We start from the raw sequence: 22,059 nt of genomic DNA on the forward strand, positions 1-22,059 counted from the left end.
ACCGGCCCTGTGTCACCGGCCCTGTGCGCCACCGGCCCTGTGCGTCACCGGCCCTGTCGTGACGCGCGCCCGGCGAAGCAGGACGACACGGCGTGGCGTACGGCGCGCAGCACGGCACGGCAGCGCGACAGGTACCGGGACGGGCGGGCCCGGCGGACGGGGCGCGGTGCGGCGGATGGAGCCGGTACGGCCTCCTCGGCGGACGCGTCCCGAACGGTGGCGTCCACCTGGGCGGGAGCGGCCGGATCCACCGCGGGCGGCGACGGATCGGCGGTGTCGGCCTGCGGGGTGACGGGGCGCCGGGTGGCTTCCGCGCGCAGCATCGCGCGCATGGCGGCATAGACATCGACGGGCATGCGGATACTCCTGCGGTCTCGGACGTCCTACGGCTGGGCGGACAGGCCAGACCGCATCCGGGATCCGCGGGGCACGCGGAAGCGGGATGTCGGACGGCCCGGGCCCGGTCAGCAGCGCAGAACGACGGACCGCGAGGAGAGCCGGCCGGCCGGGACGTCGCCCCCGGCCCCGAACGTGCCGACGCCCGGCGCCGGGTCGGCGGGGCGACCGCGGACCGCGCCGAGCACGAGGGGACCGAGGGACGTCGAGAGCGAGCGATGCACGCCGAACGAGGCGCCATGAGCCACCCGCCCGGCGTGCCGGGCCGGATGCGCCGCACCGTCCCGGGCGGAGAACACGGCCGACGCCGAGGAGGTGGAGCGCTCGTCCTCGGCCTCCGGCGCCACCGGAACAGGGGTGACGGGAGCGGGAGCACCCGCGGGGGCGGACGCGGCGAGGGCCCGGGCCGAGGCGGGAGCCCCTGCGTCACCGGGCGCGGACGTGGCCGGGGCCCGGTTCGGCACCCCGGCCGCCCCGGCCTTCCCGGCCGCGCACTGCTCCGGCCCGGTCGACGGCGAGGCGCGGACGACCCCCAGGGCCAGCACGGCGTGCAGCAGCGTGGCCGCCAGCAGCAGGAGGACGGCGGCCGCGCACGGGCCGCCGCACACCGCGGGGCGGTTCGTCCTGCCGCCGTGCACCATGCGGCCTCCCTCGCTGATCCCCCTCCAGGGAACCCCGCACAGCGGAAGACGGCACTCCGATTGCCGGGAAAAGTCCAGACTTTCACCCGTGTCGGTTATCCACTCGAACACCCATAACGCCACATTTCGAGAAGTCATGGGCCGCGTGGTGTGATCATTCGAGCAATGAGGCCGGTGCCGCCTGCCGCCAGGAGTCGAGCAGGATGTCCCGCAGCTCATCGAGGTCGTCCAGCGCGGCGAGCCGCACCCGCACCCAGGCCGAACTCGCCTCATGGGCGGCGACCCAGAACTTCTCCGGCTCCGCCAGCACCAGCTCCTCCCGCTCCACCTTGGGACATCTGACGGCCATCGAGGTCTCGTCCTCGGGCAAGGTGGCGAACATCTTCCCGGCCACCCTGAACGTGGGCATCGACCAGGCGATCTTCTCTGTGGTCTCCGGCAGCGACAGGGCGATGGCACGGACATCATCGGAGGTCGTCATGGCCAGACCGTAGAACACCCCACCGACAAGACTCCTGGCCACGTCCGCCCCCGGCTGTCGTCAGGCCCGGTACACGTACGGCGTGGTGGTGGTGAGGGGCACGAAGCCGAGCCGGCGCAGGATCGGGCGGCTCAGGCTGGACGCGTCCACCTGGAGATAGCGATAGCCGCGGTCGGCGGCGATACGGGCCCGGAACGCGACCAGGGCGCGGTAGATACCCCGGCCCCGCCACTCCGGCACGGTGCCCCCGCCCCAGAGCCCGGCGAACGGCACCCCCGGCGGCAGCTCCATCCGCGCCGCGCTGACCGGCCGGTCACCGTCCATGGCCACCACCGCGACGACCGTGTCCGGCTCCTCGGCGAGCTGGGCGAGGAGCCGGTGCCGGAGAGCGGCGCCGTCGTCGCCGAACGCCCGCTCATGGACGCCCACCACCCGCTCCACACCGGCCGCGTCGGTCACCGGGAGCAGCCGGATGCCCTGGGGCGGTTCGACGGCGGTGTCCAGCTCCGCCACGTGGGCGACCATCAGCGTCTCCTCGGGCTCGGGGACGAATCCGGCGGCCCGTAGCCGTTCGCCGAGGTCGCCGGGGCGGTCGTGCGCGTACAGCTTCCACTCGAAGGCACGGTCCGCGCCCCCGAAGTGCCGTATCTGCGCGGCGATCGCCGCATCGGCGGTGGCATCCTCCAGATCCGACCACAGGACGCCGTTCCAGTCGTCGCGGCCACCGGTCTGCCGCACCACCGCGCCCACTCGCTCGACCAGGACGCCGGGGCCGTCGGCCCGCGCGCCCTGTCTCATCTCCCGGTCGTACAGCTCACGCACCACATCATGGTCCATGCGCCCACCCCAGCACCGGGCCCCTCCGGCGGCAATCGATTATCGGGCCCTCGAGGCCGGCGCGTTACGACCCGCCCGTCGCCCCGGCCGCGTAGTGGATCGCGATCCGCGCCCCGAGCCGTGCGTTGTTCTTGACCAGGGCGATATTGGTCCGCAGGCTCTCCCCCTCCGTCAACTCCACGATCCGGCCCAGCAGATACGGGGTCGCGTCCTTGCCGCTGATCCCCGTCTCCGCCATCTCGGCGAGGGCCCGCCCGATGATGCCGTCCATCCGCTCGGCGGGGATCTCCTCGGCCTCGGGGACCGGGTTGGCGATGCTCAGCCCCGCCGTCATGCCCAGCTCCCACTGGGCGCGCATGGTGGCGGCGATCTCCTCGGGCGAGTCGACGCGTCCCGGGGAGCGGAAGCCGCTCACCCGGGAGTAGAAGGCGGGGAAGTCGTCGGTGCCGTAGGTGAGCACCGGAACGCCCAGGGTCTCCAGCTTCTCCAGGGTCAGCCCGATGTCGAGGATGCTCTTGACCCCGGCGCTGATGACGGCCACCGGGGTGGTGGCGAGCTCGGTGAGATCGGCGCTGATGTCGAAGGACCGCTCCGCTCCCCGGTGCACTCCGCCGATGCCACCGGTGACGAAGACCCGGATCCCGGCGAGCGCGGCGAGCCGCATGGTGGACGCCACGGTGGTCGCGCCATGGCCGCCGCGCGCGATGACGTGGGCGAGGTCGCGCACGCTGACCTTGCCCACCTCGGGGCTGGTGGCGAGCAGTTCCAGATCGGCCCGCTCCAGACCGGCGCGCGGACTGCCGTGGAGGACGGCGATGGTGGCGGGGACCGCGCCCTCGGCGCGGATGATCTCCTCGACCTCGGTGGCCATCTCGACGTTCTGCGGATACGGCATGCCGTGGCTGATGATCGTGGACTCCAGCGCGACCACGGGACGGCCGTCGAGCAGGGCCTCCGCGACCTCCTCGGTGAGGGTCAGCCGGGGGTGGGGGGTGGTCATGTGGTCCTCCGCAGCGGGGCGTCGAGCGCGTCCTCGATCAGACGCGGGGTCAGGTCGGGTCGTACGGTGGCGGGGGTGGCCACGGTCAGCGCGGCGGCGGCGTGGCCGTAGCGGGCGGCATCGACCGGGTCGGCGCCACCGAGCAGGGCGTGGGCGAACGCGCCGAGCATCGCGTCACCGGCCCCGGTGACGTCCCGCACCTCGGCCGGTGGCGCTTCCAGCACCACCCGGCCCTCGTCGAGGGTGCTCAGCAGGGAGCCGCGCGCACCGAGCCGCACCCACACATGCCGCACCCCGCGCTCATGGAGGACGGCCACGGCCCGGAGCAGCTCCGGGTCGTCCGCGTCAGTGACCCCGTCGAGGTCACGCCCGGCGAGCGCGCCCAGCTCCGCCACGTTCGGCGTAATGGCGAAGACCGGCCGCCCGGCGGCGAACAGCGGGGCCAGCAGCGCCGCCTTGGGGACGCTCACCGGGTCGATCAGTGTCTGGACACCGGTGGCCGAGGCGATGTCCAGGACATAGGAGAGCACCCGCGTGGAGAGGTTCCCGTCCAGCACCAGCAGACCGGCGTTGCCGATGAGTTCCCGCGCGGTGTGGAGGTGTTCGGGGGCCAGCGCGTCGGTGGCGGCCATGTCGGCGATGGCCACCACCAGATCGCCGTCGGCGTCGAGCACCGCCGTATAGGTGCCGGTGGGATGCGGGCCGCGGTGCACATGCTCGATGCGCACCCCGGCGGCCTGGGTGTCGCTCAGCAGCCGCTCCCCCGCCGCGTCCTGCCCCACGGCGGCGATGAGATGGGTGGGGGTGCCCAGCCGGGCGAGGTTCTCGGCGATGTTGCGGGCCACCCCGCCGGGGCTGGTGTGGGACCGCCCCGGGTTGCTGGTGCGGTACGCCACGGGGGCGAGGCTGCGCACCTTGATGTCCACATTGGCCCCGCCGATCACCACCACCGCGTGCTCCTGGCGCAGGATGTAGCCGCGCCCCAGGATGGCGCCCTTCTTGCCCAGGTTGGAGAGGTGCACATTGACCGCGGCCCGCGTGGTCCCGAGGGCGTCGGCGATGGACTGGGCGCCGGCCAGCGGGTCCCGCCGCAGCAGCGCGAGTATTTCCCGCTCCCTGCGCGTCAGCGTCATGTTCAGCAGAGTAAAGCAAACTTAGCCCGATAAACAGGCCTCATCAGGGGCCGATGAACAGGCCACTGACGGCCATGGGTTGGCCCAGGAGATCGTAAAAGAACGGCGGATGACATCCTGAGGAGCCATGGCGCGCCGGACACTCTCGGCAGCGGCCCGGGAACCTGTCCGGTGACGAGGAAGAAGGCCGATGAGACTCTGCTTTCTGGTGGAGGAGCGCTATCGCCATGACGGCATGCCGCGTGAGGTGATCCGTCAGCTCTCCGCCTGGGGCCACCAGGTGGATGTGGTCCGGCCGGGTCGTTCCCTGATGCGGATGTCCGACGCGGTGCGGGCGGGCAGCCATGACGCCTGGGTGCTCAAGACGGTGTCCGGTGGCCCCGGGCTGACGCTGCTGGAGGCCGCGGCTGCGGTCGGGCTGACCACCGTCAACGACGCCCGCTCCATCCGCGGCGTACGGGACAAGGCCCTGGCGGCCGCCATCGGGCGCAGCCGTGGCCTGCCGATGCCGCCCACCTACGCGGCGGCCAGGCCCGAGGCGCTGGAGGAGATACCGGAGGCCGAGTTCCCGCTGGTGGTCAAGCCCGCGGACGGCAGTTCGGGGCGGGCCGTACGGCTGGTGCCGACCCCGGACCGGCTGAGGGCGCTGCGCTCCGAGCTGGCGGCGGAGGGCATGCTCATCGCCCAGCCGTATGTGCCGAATTCGGGCATCGACCTCAAGGTGTACTGCGTGGGCGGGGAGTTGTACGCCACCGAGCGGGTGTCACCGCTCGGCCCCGACGGGGGCGCACGCGGCCGACGGGTACCGCTGTCCGCCGAAGTGGCGGCCATCGCCGCCGAGGTCGGCGCGGTCTACGGCCTCGATCTGTACGGGGTGGATGTGCTGCTGGGCCCGGACGGGCCGGTGGTCGTCGATGTGAACGACTTCCCCAGCTTCAAGGAGGTGCCGGACGCGGCGGCCCGGGTGGGACGCGCGGTACTGGAGTTGGCGCGCGGGGGCGGTGGCCGGTCCGGGTCCGCGCTCGTCGGCGCCCTCACCGGAGCCGAGTCGCCGGTACGCGCTCCGGAGCCGCCCACGGCCACCTGCCGGATGACCGCCACGGTGAGCGGCGGCCGATGAGGATCGGCCTGATCACCGCCGACCCCGGCCATCAACTCCTCGCCGACGCCACGGCCTTGCTCACCCCTCGCCATGAGGTGGTGGCGCTCGACCCGCGCCGCCACGACGGAGCGGGGGCGCGGGACCCGGTCCTCACCGGCGAACTCGCCGATGTCTATCTGCTGAAGGCCCGGACACCGCCCGCGCTGGCGCTCGCCCGGTCCCTGGAGCGGCGTGGCGCCCCGGTGGTGAACTCCGCCACCGCCACCGCGCGGTGCCAGGACCGGACGGCGATGGCCGAACGGGCGCTCCGCGCCGGTCTGCCGTTCGCCCCCACCCGCACCGTGACCTCCCTCGCCGGACTGGCGGCGGAGCCGCCCCGTCGTCCCGTCGTCGTCAAGAGCCGCCACAGCCGCCGCCATGACCTGGTGGCCCGCGTGGACGATGCCGCACATCTGCGTGCCCTGACCGCGGACTGGGCGGATGAGCCCGTGGTGGTGCAGGACTTCGCCCCGAACGACGGCTGGGACCACAAGCTGTGGGTGGTCGCGGGCCGGGTGTTCGCCGCGCTGCGCCGGTCGGAGCTGGCGGCCGGCGGCCGCGGTCCGAACCTGCCGCTGGCCCTGGACGCGCTGCCACCGGGCTGGCTGGATCCGGTGCTCCGGGTCGGTTCGGTGTTCTCGCTGGACGTCTACGGAGTGGATCTGATCGACGCGGGCAGCGGCGCACCGCTGATCGTGGACATCAACGCCTTCCCCGGAATCCGCGGTCAGGCCGGGGCCCCCGAGGCGCTGGCGGCCCTGGCGCTGCGGACGGCCGAACGGGGCGGACTCACCGCCTCCCGCACATGACCGACACGAGGGAAATACTAGGGGACTCCCGGCCGAAATAGGGGTGGCCGCAGGTCGGATGGGACCGGCAGGGTGGTCTACTGGTCTGCGCGCGACCCGAGGCACGCGCCTGACAGCCACCCGACAGCCGCCGCAGAGCGAGCGCCACGAAAGGACATCACGTGACCGCAAACCCCACCGGCACAAGCCTGTGGATCAGGCAGTTCCACCCCGCGCCGACCGCGGCGACGCGACTCGTCTGCCTGCCCCACGCCGGCGGGTCCGCCTCCTACTACTTCCCCGTCTCCAAGGCCCTCTCGCCCACGGTCGATGTGCTCGCCGTGCAGTACCCGGGGCGCCAGGACCGGCGCAACGAGAAGTGCATGGACAACATCGCCGAACTGGCCGACGCGCTGGTGCCCGAGCTGCTGCCCTATACGGACAAGCCGGTGGCGCTTTTCGGCCACAGCATGGGCGCCACGCTGGCCTTCGAGGTCGCCCTGCGCCTGGAGCAGAAGGGCGTGCTGCCGGTGGCGCTGTTCGCCTCGGGGCGGCGCGCCCCGTCCTGCCACCGTGACGAGTCCGTCCACCTCCGCGACGACGACGGGTTGATCGCCGAGGTGAAGGGCCTGAGCGGCACCGACACCCAACTCCTCGGCGACGACGAGATCCTGCGGATGGTGCTGCCCGCGATCCGCAGCGACTACAAGGCGGCCGAGACCTATCGCTACACCCCCGGGCCGCAGCTGGCGACGCCCATCCACGCGCATGTGGGGGACGACGACCCCAAGGCGACCGTGGAGGAGGCCCGCGCCTGGGGCGAGCACACCACCGGTGGCTTCGACCTCCAGGTCTACTCCGGCGGCCACTTCTACCTCAACGACCAGGCGCCGCGCGTGATCGCGTCGATCCGGGACGTGCTGACCTCGAAGTCCTGAACACCCGCCCGGCCGGGGTCACGCGGTGGCCGCCCCGATGACGCGCGGGGCGATATCGCCGTAGCTGGTTCGCGGAACCCGCGTTCGTAGGTGCCACGGCGGCGCGGCCCCGCTCCTGGCCGGGTTCTTCGAGGCTGCCGATCTCGCGGTTGCCGTCGAACGCCTCCAGCCGATGCCGGGCGTGGCAGCGGATATGCGCCTCCACGGCCCGGCGGAGGTTCTCCCGCACATCGTCCGTACCGGCGACGGCGGCGGTGTTGTCCTCGAGCGTCCGCTCCATCGTGCCGAGCATGGTGTCGCCGACAGGGGCCGAGGTGAGTTCAGTTCAATTCGGACGGAAAGCCCGGTGGGTCGCGGTCACACCGTGTCCAATTCCTCCGAGCGTAGCCCCAACCTGAACTCGGTTGCGAGTCGATCCCCGGGTTGCGTTTGCCTCTCCCGCGACCACCGCGTTACCTGGAATGAGGCGCAGTGAGGCTCACCGTCGCGGCGAGGAGCGGCCATGATCACGCAAGAGCAGGTCGACCGGGTCCTGCGGTTGAGCGGGAACGGTCTTCCGTGTGTGTCCCTCTACGTCCCCGTGCTGCCCGAGCAGCCCGGCCGCAGCACATTCATGACCCGGGTGGCCAGTCTGCTGGACGGCATCCGGCCGCTCTCACTGGACAGCTCGCTCGATCACGCCGCGCGGCTCTCGCTCCGCGAGGACATCGCGAAGCTGGAGAAGTCGCTGGCCTTCGAGCCGCACCAGCCCGGCGCCGTCGCCGTCTTCGCCTGCAGCGGCAAGGATGTGTACGAGGAGGTGTGGCTGCCACGCCCCACCCGCGAGCGCATCGTGGTGGACTCCGATCCGTATGTCCGCCCCATGCTGGCCGTGCTGGATGAGTACGACCGCGCCTGCGCCGTCATCGTGGACCGGGGGACCGGCCAGATCTGGGAGCACTACCTCGACCAGGCCCGGGAGCTGGAGGAGATCCGCGACCGTACGCTGCGCAAGCCCGACTACGCTGCGGGGCTCGCCGAGGACAGGGTCCGCAACAAGGCCGATGAGCTGAGCAAACGCCACTTCCGGAAGCTCATCGGCGAGCTCAAGCAGCTGTTCGGGAGGCGGGCCTTCGATGTGCTCGTGGTCGGCGGGCACTCCTACGAGGTGCCGAATTTCCTTCAGTTCCTCCCCCGTGACCTGCGGGAGCGGCTGATCGGCGACTTCACCGTCGACCGTGAGACCGCGACCCCCGCGGACATCAGGAACCGGGTGCAGAAGATCGTCTCCGACCACGCCCACCAGGAACAACGGCAGCTCGTGGGCGACATCCTGGAGGCCAACGCTGCCGGGCGGCCGCCGAGCGCCGTGGGGCTGGACGAGACGCTGTGGGCGGCGTCGCTGGCCGCGGTCGGCACACTGGCGGCGGACGAGGAGGCGGCCGCCCCCGGGGTCGTCTGTGACCGGGACGGGCTCCTCGCGCGCTCGGGCGAGAGCTGTCCGCTGTGCGGCGATCCGCTGCGCGAGGTCCCCGACATCATCGACGCGCTGGCCGAAACCGTCATCGACGACGGGGGCGAGATCCGCCATATCGAGCCGGAGACGGAGCTGCGCACCCATCTGACCGGGGCCCTGCTGCGCTTCGAGCTCCCGCCGCGGCCAGCCGCCGCGGGATAGCCCGCCCCGCCCCGGGGCGGCCACGATGGGCGGCGGTGGACCTTCGGCGGACCGGGCCTGGCAGAGGTGTGCGGGCGGCGCCGCGGGACCCACGGCGGCCCGGCCGGTCCGAGGTGGCCGAGCCCGGGGCGCGGGGCGGTCAGCCGTGCGGCCGGTCCGCCAGGACGGTCCGTATGTAGTCCTCGACGGTGGCGTCCAGGCCCACGTCCCGGCCGGCCCGCTCGGACAACAGCCAGCGGTGTTCCAGCAGTTCATAGTAGATCTGCGCGGTGTCGGTGGCACCGCGCAGATCTTTCGGCACGGCCCGCACGGTGGGCCGGAAGACATCGCGGACCCACCGGTGGGCGAGTACCTCCGGGCGGGCGCCGAGCGGATCGCCGGGCGCGTAGTCGTCCTGGGTGGCCATCCAGGCTTCCAGGTCGTTCAGGAGGCTGCGGGCCTGGTTCTCCTCCGCGTCGAGCCCGGTCAGCCGCAGCAACTGCCGCTGGTGGTGGCCCGCGTCCACGACCTTGGGCACGAAGGTGACGGCGTCGCCGTCGGGTGAGCGCTCGATCTGCATCTCCGCCACGTCGAACCCGAGGTCGTTCAGGCGCCGGACGCGCTGGTCGATGGCGTGGCGCTGGGCGAGCGGATAGACCGACTGACGGGTCAGCTCATGCCACAGGTCGCAGTAGCGCTCGACGATGGCCTGGCCGAAGAGCACCGGGTCGACCGAGGGGTGCAGGGAGCCGCTGGCCTCCAGGTCCATCAGCTCGCCCGCGATGTTCACCCGCGCCACCTCGACGTCGTACTCGCGCTGTCCGCTGGTGAGCCTCGGCTGGATCTGCCCGGTCTCGGCGTCCACCAGATAGGCGGCGTACGCGCCCGCGTCGCGCCGGAAGAGGGTGTTGGACAGCGAGCAGTCACCCCAGGCGAACCCGGCCAGGTGCAACCGCACCAGCAGCACGGCGAGCGCGTCGAGCAGCCGTCTGATGGTGCTGGGCCGCATGGTCGTCTGGAACATCGACCGGTACGGCTGCGACCCCACCAGATGGCGGGTGATCAGCGCCGGTTCCAGCGGATCGCCGTGCTCGTCGGTGCGCCCGGTCACCACCGCGAGCGCGTCCACCGCGGGGACCGCGAGCCGGTCCAGATCGCGCAGCAGCCCGTACTCCCGCACCGCCGCCCACTCGCCGACCTCCTTGACCGCCACGATCTCGCCGCCCGCCCGCGCGAAGCGCACGACATGGCGGGAGATGCCCCGGGGCAGGGCGACCAGGTGCTCCTCCGGCCACTCCTCCAGCGGGATGTTCCACGGCAGATCGAGCAGGGACGCCGGATGCTCGGGCGATGTGGCGGTGATCTGCAGCTCCATGACACCCCAGTGTGCGGTACGGAAGTGTCATCGGAGCCGGTCGTACGGCGACCCGACGCACGATCAAATGGACAGAATCTGTCCGGATACATACGCTGAAGATCCAATCGGACAAGATCTGTCCGCTCAGGGAGGCCGCCGCTACAGTACCGACACCTCGAAGGGAGCCCGTGCATGAGCCACCTCGCCGGCACCACCGCGGTGATCACAGGAGCCAGCGACGGCCTCGGCTACGCCATCGCGGACGCCTTCGCGGTGGAGGGCGCCGACTTGGTGCTGCTCGCCCATGACGGGGACAAGCTGGAGCGGGCCCGCCACACCCTGGCCGGACACGGCACCACCGTACGCGGACTCCGCGTGGACCTGGCCGACCCCGGCGCCGCGACCGCCGCCGCGCGTGAGGTGCTCGCGCTCACCGAGCGGGTGGACACCCTGGTCAACAACGCGGGCACGGCACACTTCAGCCCGCTCGCCCAGACCTCGGCCGACTCCTTCGACGCCATGCTGCACCACAATGTCCGGGTGCCCTTCCTGCTCGCCCAGGCGCTGCTGCCCGCGCTCATCGAGGGGCGCGGCAGCATCATCAACATCAGCAGCTACTGGGCCCACACGGCGTCCGCCGACCGCCCGTCCGCGGCCTACTCCGCCACGCGTGGCGCCATCAACGCGATGACCCGGGCGCTCGCCAATGAACTGGGCCCCTCCGGAGTCCGGGTGGGCGGCATCGCCCCCGGCGCCGTACCCGCCCCGGCGTGTGAACGGGACCGCTTGGTCGCGATGAGCGCCGGGGAGCGGTACGGAGCCGGTCACGCCCCGGACGGCCATCCGCTGGGCCGGGCCGGCGAACCCCATGAGGTGGCCGCCGCGGCGGCCTTCCTCGCCTCCCCCGGAGCCGGGTGGACCACCGGCACCATCATGAACGTGGACGGCGCCAATGTGGACGGCGCACTGGCCGTCCGCTGACGGCCGTGGCGGAATCCACGCCCCGGCCACCGGCTCCAGTGGCCGATACCATGAGGTCGCGATGGAGAGAATCCGCCACGCGCCCCAGGCGACGACGGGCCAGCGCCCGCTGCCCGCCGGTGGTGGCATCGACGCGCACCGGCATGACGAGCACCAGATCGTCTACGCCGGGCGCGGGGTGCTGGCGGTCACCACCGACGCGGGCAGCTGGATCGCACCCGCCAACCGGGCGCTCTGGATCCCGGCCGGGACCGTCCATGAGCATCGCGCGTACGGCGCCACCGACCTCCATCTGGTGGGGCTGTCGGTGGCGGACAACCCGCTGCGGCTGGAGCAGCCCGCGGTCCTCGGCGTCGGCCCGCTGCTGCGCGAGCTGATCATCGAGTACACCGCGCGGCCGGCGGACCTCGGCGCCGAACGCCGCCGGCTGCGGGCCGTACTGCTCGATCAGCTCCGCCACTGTGCCGAGCAGCCGGTACACGTGCCCGCCGCCAGGGATCCGCGCCTGGCGGCGGTCTGCGCGCTCCTCCACGACGACCCGGCGGACAACCGGACCCTGCGGCAGCTGGGCGCCGCGGTCGGGGTCGGCGAGCGCACCCTGACCCGGCTGTGCGGGGCGGAGCTGGGGATGACCTTCCCGCAGTGGCGCACCCAGCTGCGGCTGCACCACGCCCTGCGGCTGCTGGCCGAGGGCGTCCCGGTCACGGCCGTGGCGCATCGCTGCGGCTGGGCGTCCAGCAGCGCCTTCATCGATGTCTTCCGCCGGGCCTTCGGCCACACCCCAGGCGCCCATCGCGCGCTCGGCTGACGCCCCGCGCCCGCGTTCAGTCCTCGGCCAGGACCACGACCGTATCGCCCTCCTCCAGGGTCAGCGGCGCCGTCTTGGACGGGTTGAGGTGGACTCCGTAGAGCGGTGGCTCGTCGCTGTGCCGGGCCAGCCGGTAGCCGATGGCCGTCTCGCCGCGCTGGCGGGCGGCCTCGATGACGGTGGCGAAGTTGGCCTCCGCGCCCGGTATCAGATAGCTGGGCGCCGGTTTGAGGTAGATCTCGGACCCTTGCGGGTCGAAGAGGTCGGCGAAGACCGCGTACAGATGGCGGTTCTCGGTGAGCTGGGTCAGCAGCAGGCTGATCACCTTGGTGCTGACGATGAAGTCGTCGGCCTTGGTGACCTGCGCGACCTCGCGGTTGGCGTCGTCGTGCATCTCGGTGACGATGGAGTACGGATCGCCGAGCTGGATCTCGATGTCGCGCAGATGGAGCAGGGTGACCAGGGTGCGGTCGTCGGCGCGTCCGGGGTCGATGCCGTCGTCCGTCAGCACCACGATGTGGCGGTAGCCGTCCAGCCCGAGCGCCTCCAGCGACGGACGGCGGGTGGGTTCGCAGTACTTGAAGCCGACGGTGAGGTTCTTCAGTTCCCGGTTCGCCTCCTCCCGGGGCGGGCGCGCGGCGGCGATGTCCACCACCGACCCGGGTTTCACCAGGAGGTCGAGCTGCGCGATGATCTTCTCCGCGCGGGAGTTCCAGCCGATCAGCAGCGTCCGGTCCGGCACCGGCGGCTGGAACTCGGCCATGGCCATCGCCTGGCGCACGATCCGGGGCCGGGTGGCCGCGGCCTTGATGAGCAGATCGTCCTCCGCGACCATCAGCAGCCGGTCCCCGCGCCCCATCACGGTGTCCATGGGCGGGTTGACCAGCGCCTCGCCATTCGCGCGGTGCACGCCGATGGGCACACCGAACTCGAAGGCGTTCAGCGACTCCCCGTAGGTGGCGCCGGCCAGTGCGGGCTCGTCCCAGGGGTAGATCTCATTGCCGACGAAGCTGAGCAGTTCGTTGAAGACGGTGGAGAGACCGGACTGGCGGTGGGACTGCACGATCAGCCCGACCGCGATGTCATCGGCGTCGATCACCAGCGCGGTGTCCCCCGCGGCCAGCCGGGCGGCCGCCAGGTTCGCCGAACTCTGCACGGCGGCCACCACATTGGGCCGGGTCCCGGTCCAGGTGCGGCTGTTCAGCAGCAACAGCGACTTGATGACGTCGATGTCGCTGTCGTCCCCGATGGGCGAGAGCACCATGATGGCCTTGGCGCTGTCCGGGCTCACCAGCTCCAGGTCGCCGCGCTGGAGCGGATTGCCGGAGCGGCAGACCACCCGGGTCTTCCCGGTGTCCGGGATGCGGCGCCGGATCTCGTCCTCCATGTCGACCTTGTCCCGGTCGGCGAGGATCACCACACAGGAGCGCCGCTCGCTCTGATTGGCCTCCACCAGCTCCGCTATCACCGTGAAGACCTGCTCCGACCAGCCCAGCACAATGGTGTGGTGGTGCTCGATCAGCCGTGAGGTGCCCTTGCGCAGCTGCTGGATCCGGGTCTCCAGGCCGGTGGTCATCACACCGATCAGCGCGCTGACGATGAAGATTCCGCCGATGGTCACCGTGAGCATGAGGATGAGGAACAGCGGCCGGCCGCTGTCCCCGCCCATCGTGCCCGGGTCGAGGGTGCGCAGCAGGCTCATCCAGACGATGCCCAGCCAGCCGCCGTTCTCCTTGGTGTCCTTGTGGGCGAAGGCGACCGCCGCCCCGGAGACCAGGGTGATCAACGCCAATGAGGCCAGCCCCAGCCAGCCGATCAGCGCCGGGGTGCCACGGTCCATCGTCCCGTCGAACCAGTACCGCAGCCGCTCCCGCAGCCTCTTGCGCATGCCGTATTCCTCCATAGCCCATCGCGCCGCCGGGCCCAACGGCCCGTGGTGAGCGGCGCTTTACGCCATGAGGGTGTCGTCTGACGGTGCTTCGGCGCCAATCGGGGTCAGCCGGGGATGTCGGCCCACTGGTCGAGGAGGTCGTCGCCCGTGTATTCGCCCGGCGGTGACACCGGGGCGGTCAGGGGCTGCTCGGCCCAGATGATCTTGCCGTTGGGGGTGTAGCGGGTCCCCCAGCGCTGGGCGTACTGGGCCACGAGGAAGAGCCCTCGGCCGCCTTCGTCGGTGGTGGCGGCGCGGCGCAGATGCGGGGAGGTGCTGGAGCCGTCCGCCACCTCGCAGATGAGGGTGCGGGCGCGCAGCAACCGGACGCGGCTGGGGCGGCATCCGTAGCGGATGGCGTTGGTCATCAGCTCGCTGAGGATGAGTTCGGTGGTGAAGCCGACCTCCTCCAGCCCCCATGCGCTCAGTTGCCCGGCGGCCTCGTTGCGGATGCGGGCCACCGCGGCGGGGTCGGAGGGCAGCTCCCATTCGGCGACGTGCCCGGGGTCCAGCAGATGGGTGCGGGCCACGAGGAGGGCGATGTCGTCGCCGGGGTGGGAGGACGCCATGGTGTCGAAGACGGCCTGGCAGGTCTCCTCCGGAGTGCGCTCGGGCAGTCCGGCGAGCGTGGTGCGCAGGACGCCGAGCCCCTCGTCGAAGTCCCGGCCGCGGTCCCGGATCAGCCCGTCGGTGAACAGCGCCAGCCGGCTGCCCTCGGGCAGCTCCAGCTCGACGGTCTCGATGGGCTCGCCACCCAGGCCCAGCGGTGGGCCGAGGGGGACGTCGGGGAAGGTCACGGAGGAGTCGGGGAGGACCACCGCCGGGCCCGGGTGGCCGGCGCCCGCCATCGTGCAGCGGCCGGAGACCGGGTCGTAGATGGCGTACAGGCAGCTGGCGCCGCTGATCCCCGGCGCGTCGGTGCCCGCGGCGGCCTGGTCCTGGTCGAACCGGCTGACCAGCTCGTCGAGATGGGCCAGCAGTTCATCGGGCGGCAGGTCGAGCGCGGAGAAGTTGTGCACGGCGGTGCGCAGCCGGCCCATGGTGGCGGCGGCGTGCAGTCCGTGGCCGACGACATCGCCGACGACGAGCGCGACCCGGGCGCCGGGCAGGGGGATGACGTCGAACCAGTCACCACCGACTCCGGCCCGGGCGGGCAGATAGCGGTGGGCCACCTCCATGGCGTCCTGCTCGGGCAGGCCCTGGGGCAGCAGGCTGCGCTGCAGAGTGGCCGCCATCGCGTGTTCGCGGGTGTAGCGGCGGGCGTTGTCGATGGCGACCGCGGCGCGCGCGACCAGCTCCTCGGTGAGCGCCACGTCGTCCTCGTCGAACGGTTCGGACTTCTCCGAGCGCCAGAAGGTGGCGATGCCCAGGGTGACGTCCCGTGCCCGCAGCGGGATGGTGATCATCGAGTGGATGCCATACTTGACGATCTTGGTCGCCTGCTCGCGATCCTGCTCCTGCCATCCCTCGTAGGTGCGCAGATCCGCCTCGAGCACCGGCCGGCCGGCGCCGAAGCCCAGTGCCTGGGGCGCGGTGCCGCTGTAGGTGATCATCTTGCCGACCCGCCACAGCGGATGGTCGGACCGGACGCCGCAGGTCGCGGTGCGGCGCATGGCGCTGCCCACGGGCTCGTCGCCGCGCAGCACGGGGTCCACGAGGTCGACGGTGGCGAAGTCGGCGAACCACGGGACGGCGAAGCGGGTCAGCTCCTCGGCGGTCCGTACGACATCGAGGGTGGTGCCGACCTTCGCGCCGGCCTCGTAGAGCAGCCTCAGCCGCCGCTCCGCCACTTCGGCCTTGCCGGACAGCGCGCGCAGTTCGGTGGAGTCGCGGAGCGTGGCGACGCTTCCGGACATCCCGCCGTCCCACCGGGTGTGGCGCTGGTTGACGGCCAGCAGCCGCTCCCCGGCCAGATGCACCTCGTCGGTGGCGACCCGGCCCGAGGCGAGCAGCTCGGCGGTGCGCGGCTCGATGCCGAGCTCGGTGACGGGGCGGCCCTCGGCGTCCGGGGGCAGGTCGAGCAGCCGGCCGGCCTCGTCGTTGGCGAGGACCAGACGGCCGTGGCTGTCGACGATGAGCACGCCTTCCTTCACGGAGTGCAGAACGGCGTCGTGGTGCTCGTACATGCGGGTCATCTGGGCGGGGCCGAGCCCTCGCGTCTGCCGCCGCAGCCGCCCGCCGACCAGCGCGGTCCCGCCGGTGGCGAGCGCGAGCGCACCGGCGGCGGAGCCGAAGACCAGCGGCAGCTGGCGCTCGACCCGGCCGCTCACATCGGCGGCGGTCATCCCGGCGCACACCACACCGGCCACGGTGCCGTCGCCCTTGGGGATCGGGACGGTGGTCTGGACCTCCCGGCCGAGGGGCCCCTGTACGGACTCGGTGACGATCTTGCCCTTCACCACGGGCCGCCAGTCGGCCACCAGCGTCTTGCCGATGTACTGCGGCTTGGGGTGGGTGTAGCGGATGCCGTGGGTGTTCGCCACCACCACGAAGTCCAGATGCGCCCGCTTGCGTGTCTCCTCGGCCCGTGGCTGGAGGAGGGCGGTCGGATTCTCGGTGCGCATCGCGGACGCGGTGCCCGGGGAGGTGGCGAAGGTCTGGGCGACGGCGGTGGCGCGGTTGAGGGCCTCCTGCTCGCTGTCGATACGGGCCTGGAGGATGAGCGCCGTCGTGGCCGCCACGATGAGCAGGCACACGAGCAGCACTTGGACAGCGAAAACCTGCCCGGCGATGCTGCGCACGCTCAAGCTGCGCAGGCTCAGGAGCGAGCGGAGACGCGTCCGGGAGGGGGTGTGTGGGGCAAGCCTAGGTTGACCGAAAACTCCGACCACGCCCCCTTCCTACCATTTATTCCCCTCCGATCGGGAAGCCTCGTGGCGCACGATCCCCGGCCGTCCCGATCCGCGATACGCATCGGCACGATATGTGGCACCTCGGCCACGCATCGCTCACCATGGCCCATCGGCAGGCGTCACCGGCCCCGTCGGGGCGAGGGGACACGGTCACACATCGAGCCGGAGGGCCACATCGCGCATCGTGGCCCTCGTGCTGTCCAGATCCGCCCGCGCCCGGTCGGCCACCAGATAGAGGAAGACCCCCTGGCTGGCGCGCTGGCTGAGCGGACGGATCACGTGGTACTCGGTGTCCAGCGTGACGACGATGTCCTCGAGGCGCTCCGCACTGTAGCCGAGCAACTCCAGAGTGGACAGCTTGGCCCGCAGCACATCCGTGTCCCCGTAGGCCACCTTCTCCAGGTCCGGTCCCTGCGGGGTCTGGGCGGCGCCCAGGCTGATCCGGCTCAGGTAGTCGACGAGCGAGGCCGCGAGTGCGCCCTCGCACTCCATCATCTCGCGCAGCGACTCCTGGATATCGGTCATGGCCCGTCGCCCTTCCGGGACCTGTGAGGGGCGCCGGCACCGGCCGGAAACGTCCACCGCGCCGGGACCCTGGAGGTCATGTCCACACGTTTCATCCTTGCACAGGGTCCGCCGGCGCACCCCCGCGCGCGGCCGCCCCCGGCGTCGTGCGGCACTCCCCGTGGTGGCGGGCCGCCGATCGTCCTATCCTGCGCAGGCGTTGATCGACTTCGGATTGAATCGTTTGCTTCCGCTGGAGGACGCATGACCGTCGGCAGCACCCCGTCCCGGGCCGTGGTGGTGGGCACCGGCTCCCGGGCCCAGATGTTCACCGAGGCACTTGCCCGCCGCCCACGGCTGAGGGTCGCCGCGCTGTGCGATCCGAACCCCGTGCGCATCGCCCATCACCAGCGGCTGCTGAAGGAGGCGGGCGAGCCGGAGGCGGCCGCCTGGAGCCCGGCGGAGTTCGAGCGGCGGCTGCGCACGGACGATATCCAGGAGGTGGTGGTTACCTGCGTGGACGCGTCGCACGACGCGTACATCGTGCCCGCGCTGCGAACCGGCTGCCGGGTGGTCACCGAGAAGCCGATGACCACCGACGCGGCCAAGTGCCGCCGCATCCTGGAGACGGTCCGGGAGACCGGCAACCATCTGGCGGTCGCCTTCAACTACCGCTTCAACCCGGTGCACGAGGAGGTCCACCGGCAGCTGTCCGGTGGCGCCATCGGCGAGGTGCTGTCGGTGCACTTCGAGTGGCTGCTGGACACCCGGCACGGCGCCGACTACTTCCGCCGCTGGCACCGCGAGAAGGAGCACAGCGGCGGGCTGATGGTGCACAAGTCCAGCCACCACTTCGACCTGGTCAACTGGTGGCTGGGGGCCCGGCCGGAGGAGGTGTTCGGCTACGGCCGGCTCGGCTTCTACGGCCGTGCGGCGGGCGAGCGCAGCGGCTACCGGCGCGAGTACGAGCGGGCCCATGGCGCCGCCGCCGCCAGGGACGACCCGTTCGCGCTGGAGCTCGCCGAGAACGACGCGATGCGCTCGCTGTACCTGGACGCCGAGGGCGCGGACGGCTACCACCGCGACCGCAATGTGTTCGGCGACAACATCACCATCGAGGACGACATGGCGCTGCTGGTCCGCTATGACACCGGCGCCACCATGACGTACCACCTGACCGCCTACTCCCCCTGGGAGGGCTACCGGGTGATGTTCAACGGCACCCGGGGCCGGCTGGAGCTGGAGGTCGAGGAGAGCGCGTGGCAGCCGCCGCTGCTGGGCACCGCCTCCGGCCGCGGCACCATCCACGGCGATCAGGCACTGGCCAACGCGGGCGGTCCGCGGCTGGTGCTGCGGCCGCTGTGGGAGCCGCCGCGGGAGGTGGAGCTGCCGGCGTTCGACCACGCGGGGCACGGCGGCGGGGACGAGCGGATGCTCGATGTGCTCTACGGCCCGGTGGATCCGGCGGACGGCCCGGTGGATCCGGCGGCCGCCACCGAAGCGGCGGCGGCCGTGGACGCCTCGGACGCCTCCCGTCGGCGGGCCACCGAGGAGGACGGGGCGCTCGCGCTGGTCACCGGGCTCGCGGCCAACCAGTCGTTCGTCAGCGGAAGGCCGGTGGCCACGGCGGACGTCGTGACCCCGTAACCGGGCGTCCGGTCCAACACGGCTCATCCCGCCCGCCGTTGGGGCAGGATGAGCCGCATGGACACGGATACGGTCGGAACATCCCCGGCGCCCCATTTCCGGAGCGCCCCCCGGCACCGCCGAAGACGGCTGCTCGGCGCGCTCGCGGCGGCCGGTCTGCTCACCGCGTGCGGTACGCAGTCCTCGTCGGGAGTGGCCGCGGTGCCCGACGAGGCCACGTCCCGCCCGGCGGGCCCCACCGTCTCGCCGGACGCCACCGCCCCCACCGCCCCTGCGGCCTGCCCCGACTCGGGGGTGCTGCTGCGGGCCGCGGAGGCCGACGCGGCGATGGGGCTGCGGGTGCAGCAGATCGAGCTGGTGAACTGCGGCACGCGCGCCTATACGGTGAGCGGCCATCCGTCCGTCCAGGTGCTGGACGAGGACCTGGAGCCGCTGGAGGTCACGGTCAGCCACGGGGCCTCGGCCATCGCCACTCTCGACGGCTTCGAGACGGCCACCGGGCCGGTGCGGCTGAAGCCCGGTGAACGGGCGGTGGCGCGGCTCGCGTGGCGGAATCTGGTGACGGAGGTGACGCGCCCCGCCGCCGACGGGCGCTATCTGAAGATCGCGCCGAACGGCGGCGGGACGGACGCGCAGACCGTGCCCGACCATGTCGACCTGGGCACCACCGGCAAGCTGGGCGTGAGCGCCTGGGCCCGCCCGGCCCCGGATTCCCCGGAGCGCCCGGACGCCCGTCCGTAGCCGCCCGCCGGTGGCGCCGTACGGTCCCGCGGCCCCGTCAGCCCGGGGCGCCCAGCCGCTCCTCCGGCCGGTCGGCCGGATCGAGCTCCAGCTGCTGGGCGAGCCCGGCGGCCAGGGCCTCCACGGTCGGATGCCGCCAGACGAAGTTGCCCGCGAGCTTGATGCTCAGCCCCGTCTCCAGCCGCACCCTCAGCTCCATGGCGAGCAGCGAGTCGAAGCCCAGTGACTTGAGCGGGGTCCGCGGATCGAGGGTGGCGCTGCTGAGCCGCAGCACGGCTCGGATGTGGTCGCTGAGATAGGACTCCAATGCGGTGCGGCGGGCCGGACCGGCGGGGAGGGCGGCCAGCCGGGTGCGGATGTCGTCGGTGCTCTCGCGGGCGGCCGCCGGGGTGTCGTCGCCGGGGAGCAGCGGGGCGAAGAGGGAGGACCGGCGGCCGGTGGCGGGTATCCAGGTGGCCGGTTCGCCGGGTATCACCCCGGTCTGCACCCGCCGATGGGCCAGCAGGGCGCCGAGGGCGCGGAGCCCCTCGTCGGTGGGGATCGTCTGGTAGCCGCGGTCGGCGAAGCCGGTGGCCACTCCGGTCTCGCCCCACGGGCCCCAGTTGACCGCGAGGGTGGGCAGGCCGCGCGCCGAGCGCCAGGCGGCGAAGCCGTCCAGCCAGGCGTTGGCGGCCGCGTAGGCGCCCTGTCCGGCGTTGCCCAGCAGGGAGGCCATGGAGGAGTACACCGCGAACCAGTCGAGCCGGTGCCCCTCGGTGGCCTGGTGCAGCCGCCACGCCCCGGTGGCCTTCGGCGCCCATACGCGGCGCAGCTGGTCCTCGCGGATGTTGGCCACGGCCGCGTCGTCGAGAACCATCGCGGAGTGGACGACGCCGTGCGGGGACGCCCCCTCGTCGGCGGTGGCGGCGGCCATCAGCCGCTCGGCCGTGCCCGGGCGGGCGATGTCGCCGGTGACGACGGTGATCCTGGTGCCGGTGGCGGAGAGTTCGGCGAGCGTCCGCGCGGCGGCGCCGACCGGTGCGGTCCGTCCGTTGAGCACCAGGTGACCCGCGCCCTGCCGGGCCAGCCAGCAGGCGGTGGCGAGTCCGAGACCGCGCAGACCGCCGGTGACGATGTACGTCCCGCCGTCCCGCACCGTGAGCGGTCCGTCGGGAAGCACCGCGTCGACCTGGCCCTCCTGCGGGATGGTGAGCACCAGTTTGCCGATGTGGCGGGCGCCGGCCATCTGCCGGAACGCGTCGGTGACCTCGGCCAGCGGATAGGTGGTGCAGCGCAGTGGCTTGAGACGGCCCTCGCCGATCGCGGTGAGCACCTCGCGCAGCATCGCCGCGTACTCCCGCGGGCGGTCCAGCTGGAGCTCCCTGAGGTCCACGGTGGAGAAGGTGATGTTGTGGCGCAGCGGGGCGAGCCCGAGCGGGGCGTCGGAGAGGATGTCGCGGACGCCGAGTTCGACGAAGCGGCCGAAGGGGCGCAGACACTCGAGCCCGGCCCGGATGGCGGCCCCGGAGAGGGAGTTGAGCACCACGTCGACGCCCTCGCCTCCGGTGGCCTCCATGACCTCGTCGCGGAAGTCCAGCGACCGGGAGTCCATCACCCGGGCGATGCCCATCCCCCGCAGGAAGCGCCGCTTCTCCTCGCTGCCCGCCGTGGCCAGCACCTCGGCGCCCAGCAGCCAGGCGACCGCGATGGCGGCGAGTCCGGTGCCGCCGGTGGCCGAGTGGATCAGCACCCGCTCCCCCGCGCTCACCCGGCCGATGTGGCGCAGCGCGTACCAGGCGGTGAGGAACGCGATCGGCAGCCCGGCGGCGGTGTGCGGGGCGAGGCCCTCGGGGAGGGGCGCGGTGCGGTCGGCGGGGACGACGGTGAAGGAGCCGAAGGCGCCGCCGTGCACATCGGCGGCCACCACCCGGTCACCGGCGCGGAGGTGGTCGACGCCGGGCCCCACCGCGCTCACCTCGGCCGCGCATTCGAAGCCGAGCCGGTAGCGGATGTCCTCGTCGCCGGGGAGCAGCCCCATGGCGGTGAGGACGTCACGGAAGTTCAGCCCCGCGGCGAGCACCCGCAGTTCCACCTCACCGGGTCCGGGCGGGCGGCGGGGGGTGGTGGTGAGCTCCAGGCTGCCGAGGTCGCCGAGGCGGCCGGCGCGCAGCCGGAAGCCGTCGGTGCCGCAGCGCACGGTGCGGGCGGCGGCGGTGGTGCGCTCGGTGTCGGTGAGGGGCGCGTGGTCCAGTTCGGCGGTGTAGCGGGC

19 protein-coding genes are annotated in these 22,059 nt (G+C 72.5%); 8 read left to right on the forward strand and 11 right to left on the reverse strand.

Annotated elements, in window-relative coordinates; genetic code table 11:
- Nucleotides 1-44: 44 nt before the first annotated feature.
- The 6 genes from GWI24_RS05630 to GWI24_RS05655 form a co-directional block, all read right to left on the reverse strand.
- Entirely contained in the window at nucleotides 45-356 is a 312-nt protein-coding gene (locus GWI24_RS05630) for a hypothetical protein (RefSeq protein WP_210944790.1), read from the reverse strand.
- 108 nt (nucleotides 357-464) lie between these two features.
- Entirely contained in the window at nucleotides 465-1,037 is a 573-nt protein-coding gene (locus tag GWI24_RS05635) for a hypothetical protein (protein WP_210944791.1), read from the reverse strand.
- A 154-nt stretch (nucleotides 1,038-1,191) separates the two neighbouring features.
- Nucleotides 1,192-1,518 (reverse strand): MmcQ/YjbR family DNA-binding protein, encoded by a 327-nt coding sequence (locus GWI24_RS05640; RefSeq protein WP_210944792.1) that lies wholly within the window; start codon nucleotides 1,516-1,518, stop codon nucleotides 1,192-1,194.
- A 60-nt stretch (nucleotides 1,519-1,578) separates the two neighbouring features.
- The gene (locus GWI24_RS05645; protein WP_210944793.1) at nucleotides 1,579-2,355 is read right to left on the reverse strand and encodes a GNAT family N-acetyltransferase; all 777 of its coding nucleotides are present in this window, start codon (nucleotides 2,353-2,355) and stop codon (nucleotides 1,579-1,581) included.
- A 64-nt stretch (nucleotides 2,356-2,419) separates the two neighbouring features.
- On the reverse strand, nucleotides 2,420-3,355 hold the full coding sequence (locus GWI24_RS05650; protein WP_210944794.1) for a pseudouridine-5'-phosphate glycosidase: 936 nt from the start codon (nucleotides 3,353-3,355) through the stop codon (nucleotides 2,420-2,422).
- Entirely contained in the window at nucleotides 3,352-4,488 is a 1,137-nt protein-coding gene (locus GWI24_RS05655; RefSeq protein WP_210944795.1) for a PfkB family carbohydrate kinase, read from the reverse strand. Before GWI24_RS05655 ends, GWI24_RS05650 begins: the two co-directional genes overlap by 4 nt.
- 190 nt (nucleotides 4,489-4,678) lie before the next feature.
- Here GWI24_RS05655 and GWI24_RS05660 point away from each other — a divergent pair, with 190 nt between their 5' ends.
- The 4 genes from GWI24_RS05660 (at nucleotide 4,679) to GWI24_RS05675 (ending at nucleotide 9,012) form a co-directional block, all read left to right on the forward strand.
- Nucleotides 4,679-5,608 carry a RimK family alpha-L-glutamate ligase gene (locus tag GWI24_RS05660; protein ID WP_210944796.1) on the forward strand — a complete coding sequence of 310 codons (930 nt, stop codon included), beginning with the start codon at nucleotides 4,679-4,681 and terminating at the stop codon, nucleotides 5,606-5,608.
- Nucleotides 5,605-6,438, forward strand: a complete 834-nt coding sequence (locus tag GWI24_RS05665; protein ID WP_210944797.1) for a RimK family alpha-L-glutamate ligase — start codon at nucleotides 5,605-5,607, stop codon at nucleotides 6,436-6,438. The genes GWI24_RS05660 and GWI24_RS05665 overlap by 4 nt, the downstream gene beginning before the upstream one ends.
- Nucleotides 6,439-6,599: 161 nt before the next feature.
- The gene (locus GWI24_RS05670; protein WP_210944798.1) at nucleotides 6,600-7,355 is read left to right on the forward strand and encodes a thioesterase II family protein; all 756 of its coding nucleotides are present in this window, start codon (nucleotides 6,600-6,602) and stop codon (nucleotides 7,353-7,355) included.
- A gap of 502 nt (nucleotides 7,356-7,857) precedes the next feature.
- Nucleotides 7,858-9,012 (forward strand): hypothetical protein, encoded by a 1,155-nt coding sequence (locus tag GWI24_RS05675; protein WP_210944799.1) that lies wholly within the window; start codon nucleotides 7,858-7,860, stop codon nucleotides 9,010-9,012.
- A gap of 139 nt (nucleotides 9,013-9,151) precedes the next feature.
- Here the strand turns inward: GWI24_RS05675 and GWI24_RS05680 are convergent, their stop codons facing one another.
- Nucleotides 9,152-10,366, reverse strand: a complete 1,215-nt coding sequence (locus GWI24_RS05680) for a DUF4032 domain-containing protein (protein WP_210944800.1) — start codon at nucleotides 10,364-10,366, stop codon at nucleotides 9,152-9,154.
- Between the two features lie 174 nt (nucleotides 10,367-10,540).
- Between GWI24_RS05680 and GWI24_RS05685 the strand changes: the two genes are divergently transcribed.
- A complete protein-coding gene (locus GWI24_RS05685) occupies nucleotides 10,541-11,329 on the forward strand; it encodes an SDR family NAD(P)-dependent oxidoreductase (protein ID WP_210944801.1) in 789 nt (262 codons plus the stop codon).
- Nucleotides 11,330-11,390: 61 nt separating this feature from the next.
- Nucleotides 11,391-12,137: a helix-turn-helix transcriptional regulator gene (locus GWI24_RS05690; RefSeq protein ID WP_210944802.1), complete on the forward strand. Its 747-nt coding sequence runs from the start codon at nucleotides 11,391-11,393 to the stop codon at nucleotides 12,135-12,137.
- Nucleotides 12,138-12,153: 16 nt separating this feature from the next.
- Here the strand turns inward: GWI24_RS05690 and GWI24_RS05695 are convergent, their stop codons facing one another.
- From GWI24_RS05695 to GWI24_RS05705, 3 genes are all read right to left on the reverse strand, one after another.
- Nucleotides 12,154-14,025, reverse strand: coding sequence for a potassium transporter TrkA (locus GWI24_RS05695; RefSeq protein ID WP_210944803.1), 1,872 nt, complete (start codon nucleotides 14,023-14,025; stop codon nucleotides 12,154-12,156).
- 107 nt (nucleotides 14,026-14,132) lie between these two features.
- Nucleotides 14,133-16,823 (reverse strand): SpoIIE family protein phosphatase/ATP-binding protein, encoded by a 2,691-nt coding sequence (locus tag GWI24_RS05700; protein ID WP_210944810.1) that lies wholly within the window; start codon nucleotides 16,821-16,823, stop codon nucleotides 14,133-14,135.
- A gap of 246 nt (nucleotides 16,824-17,069) precedes the next feature.
- Nucleotides 17,070-17,444 carry a hypothetical protein gene (locus tag GWI24_RS05705; RefSeq protein ID WP_210944804.1) on the reverse strand — a complete coding sequence of 125 codons (375 nt, stop codon included), beginning with the start codon at nucleotides 17,442-17,444 and terminating at the stop codon, nucleotides 17,070-17,072.
- Between the two features lie 243 nt (nucleotides 17,445-17,687).
- On the opposite strand from GWI24_RS05705, the gene GWI24_RS05710 reads away from it, so the two are divergent.
- Both GWI24_RS05710 and GWI24_RS05715 read left to right on the forward strand, forming a co-directional pair.
- On the forward strand, nucleotides 17,688-19,070 hold the full coding sequence (locus GWI24_RS05710; protein ID WP_210944805.1) for a Gfo/Idh/MocA family protein: 1,383 nt from the start codon (nucleotides 17,688-17,690) through the stop codon (nucleotides 19,068-19,070).
- Between the two features lie 57 nt (nucleotides 19,071-19,127).
- Nucleotides 19,128-19,811 (forward strand): DUF4232 domain-containing protein, encoded by a 684-nt coding sequence (locus GWI24_RS05715; protein WP_210944806.1) that lies wholly within the window; start codon nucleotides 19,128-19,130, stop codon nucleotides 19,809-19,811.
- A 37-nt stretch (nucleotides 19,812-19,848) separates the two neighbouring features.
- Here the strand turns inward: GWI24_RS05715 and GWI24_RS05720 are convergent.
- On the reverse strand, nucleotides 19,849-22,059 hold a 2,211-nt coding region (locus tag GWI24_RS05720; RefSeq protein ID WP_210944807.1), incomplete at its 5' end, for a type I polyketide synthase.

Origin of the sequence: Streptomyces sp. MK37H (genome assembly GCF_018035285.1) — a bacterium.
In the GTDB taxonomy this organism is placed as follows: Bacteria; Actinomycetota; Actinomycetes; order Streptomycetales; family Streptomycetaceae; genus Streptomyces; species Streptomyces endocoffeicus.

Bases quoted from the DNA above. Each gene is read 5' to 3' on its own strand.
- GWI24_RS05630 (WP_210944790.1), bottom strand. From the start codon at position 356: ATGCCCGTCGATGTCTATGCCGCCATGCGCGCGATGCTGCGCGCGGAA.
- GWI24_RS05635 (WP_210944791.1), bottom strand. From the start codon at position 1,037: ATGGTGCACGGCGGCAGGACGAACCGCCCCGCGGTGTGCGGCGGCCCG.
- GWI24_RS05640 (WP_210944792.1), bottom strand. From the start codon at position 1,518: ATGACGACCTCCGATGATGTCCGTGCCATCGCCCTGTCGCTGCCGGAG.
- GWI24_RS05645 (WP_210944793.1), bottom strand. From the start codon at position 2,355: ATGGACCATGATGTGGTGCGTGAGCTGTACGACCGGGAGATGAGACAG.
- GWI24_RS05650 (WP_210944794.1), bottom strand. From the start codon at position 3,355: ATGACCACCCCCCACCCCCGGCTGACCCTCACCGAGGAGGTCGCGGAG.
- GWI24_RS05655 (WP_210944795.1), bottom strand. From the start codon at position 4,488: ATGACGCTGACGCGCAGGGAGCGGGAAATACTCGCGCTGCTGCGGCGG.
- GWI24_RS05660 (WP_210944796.1), top strand. From the start codon at position 4,679: ATGAGACTCTGCTTTCTGGTGGAGGAGCGCTATCGCCATGACGGCATG.
- GWI24_RS05665 (WP_210944797.1), top strand. From the start codon at position 5,605: ATGAGGATCGGCCTGATCACCGCCGACCCCGGCCATCAACTCCTCGCC.
- GWI24_RS05675 (WP_210944799.1), top strand. From the start codon at position 7,858: ATGATCACGCAAGAGCAGGTCGACCGGGTCCTGCGGTTGAGCGGGAAC.
- GWI24_RS05680 (WP_210944800.1), bottom strand. From the start codon at position 10,366: ATGGAGCTGCAGATCACCGCCACATCGCCCGAGCATCCGGCGTCCCTG.
- GWI24_RS05685 (WP_210944801.1), top strand. From the start codon at position 10,541: ATGAGCCACCTCGCCGGCACCACCGCGGTGATCACAGGAGCCAGCGAC.
- GWI24_RS05690 (WP_210944802.1), top strand. From the start codon at position 11,391: ATGGAGAGAATCCGCCACGCGCCCCAGGCGACGACGGGCCAGCGCCCG.
- GWI24_RS05695 (WP_210944803.1), bottom strand. From the start codon at position 14,025: ATGCGCAAGAGGCTGCGGGAGCGGCTGCGGTACTGGTTCGACGGGACG.
- GWI24_RS05705 (WP_210944804.1), bottom strand. From the start codon at position 17,444: ATGACCGATATCCAGGAGTCGCTGCGCGAGATGATGGAGTGCGAGGGC.
- GWI24_RS05710 (WP_210944805.1), top strand. From the start codon at position 17,688: ATGACCGTCGGCAGCACCCCGTCCCGGGCCGTGGTGGTGGGCACCGGC.
- GWI24_RS05715 (WP_210944806.1), top strand. From the start codon at position 19,128: ATGGACACGGATACGGTCGGAACATCCCCGGCGCCCCATTTCCGGAGC.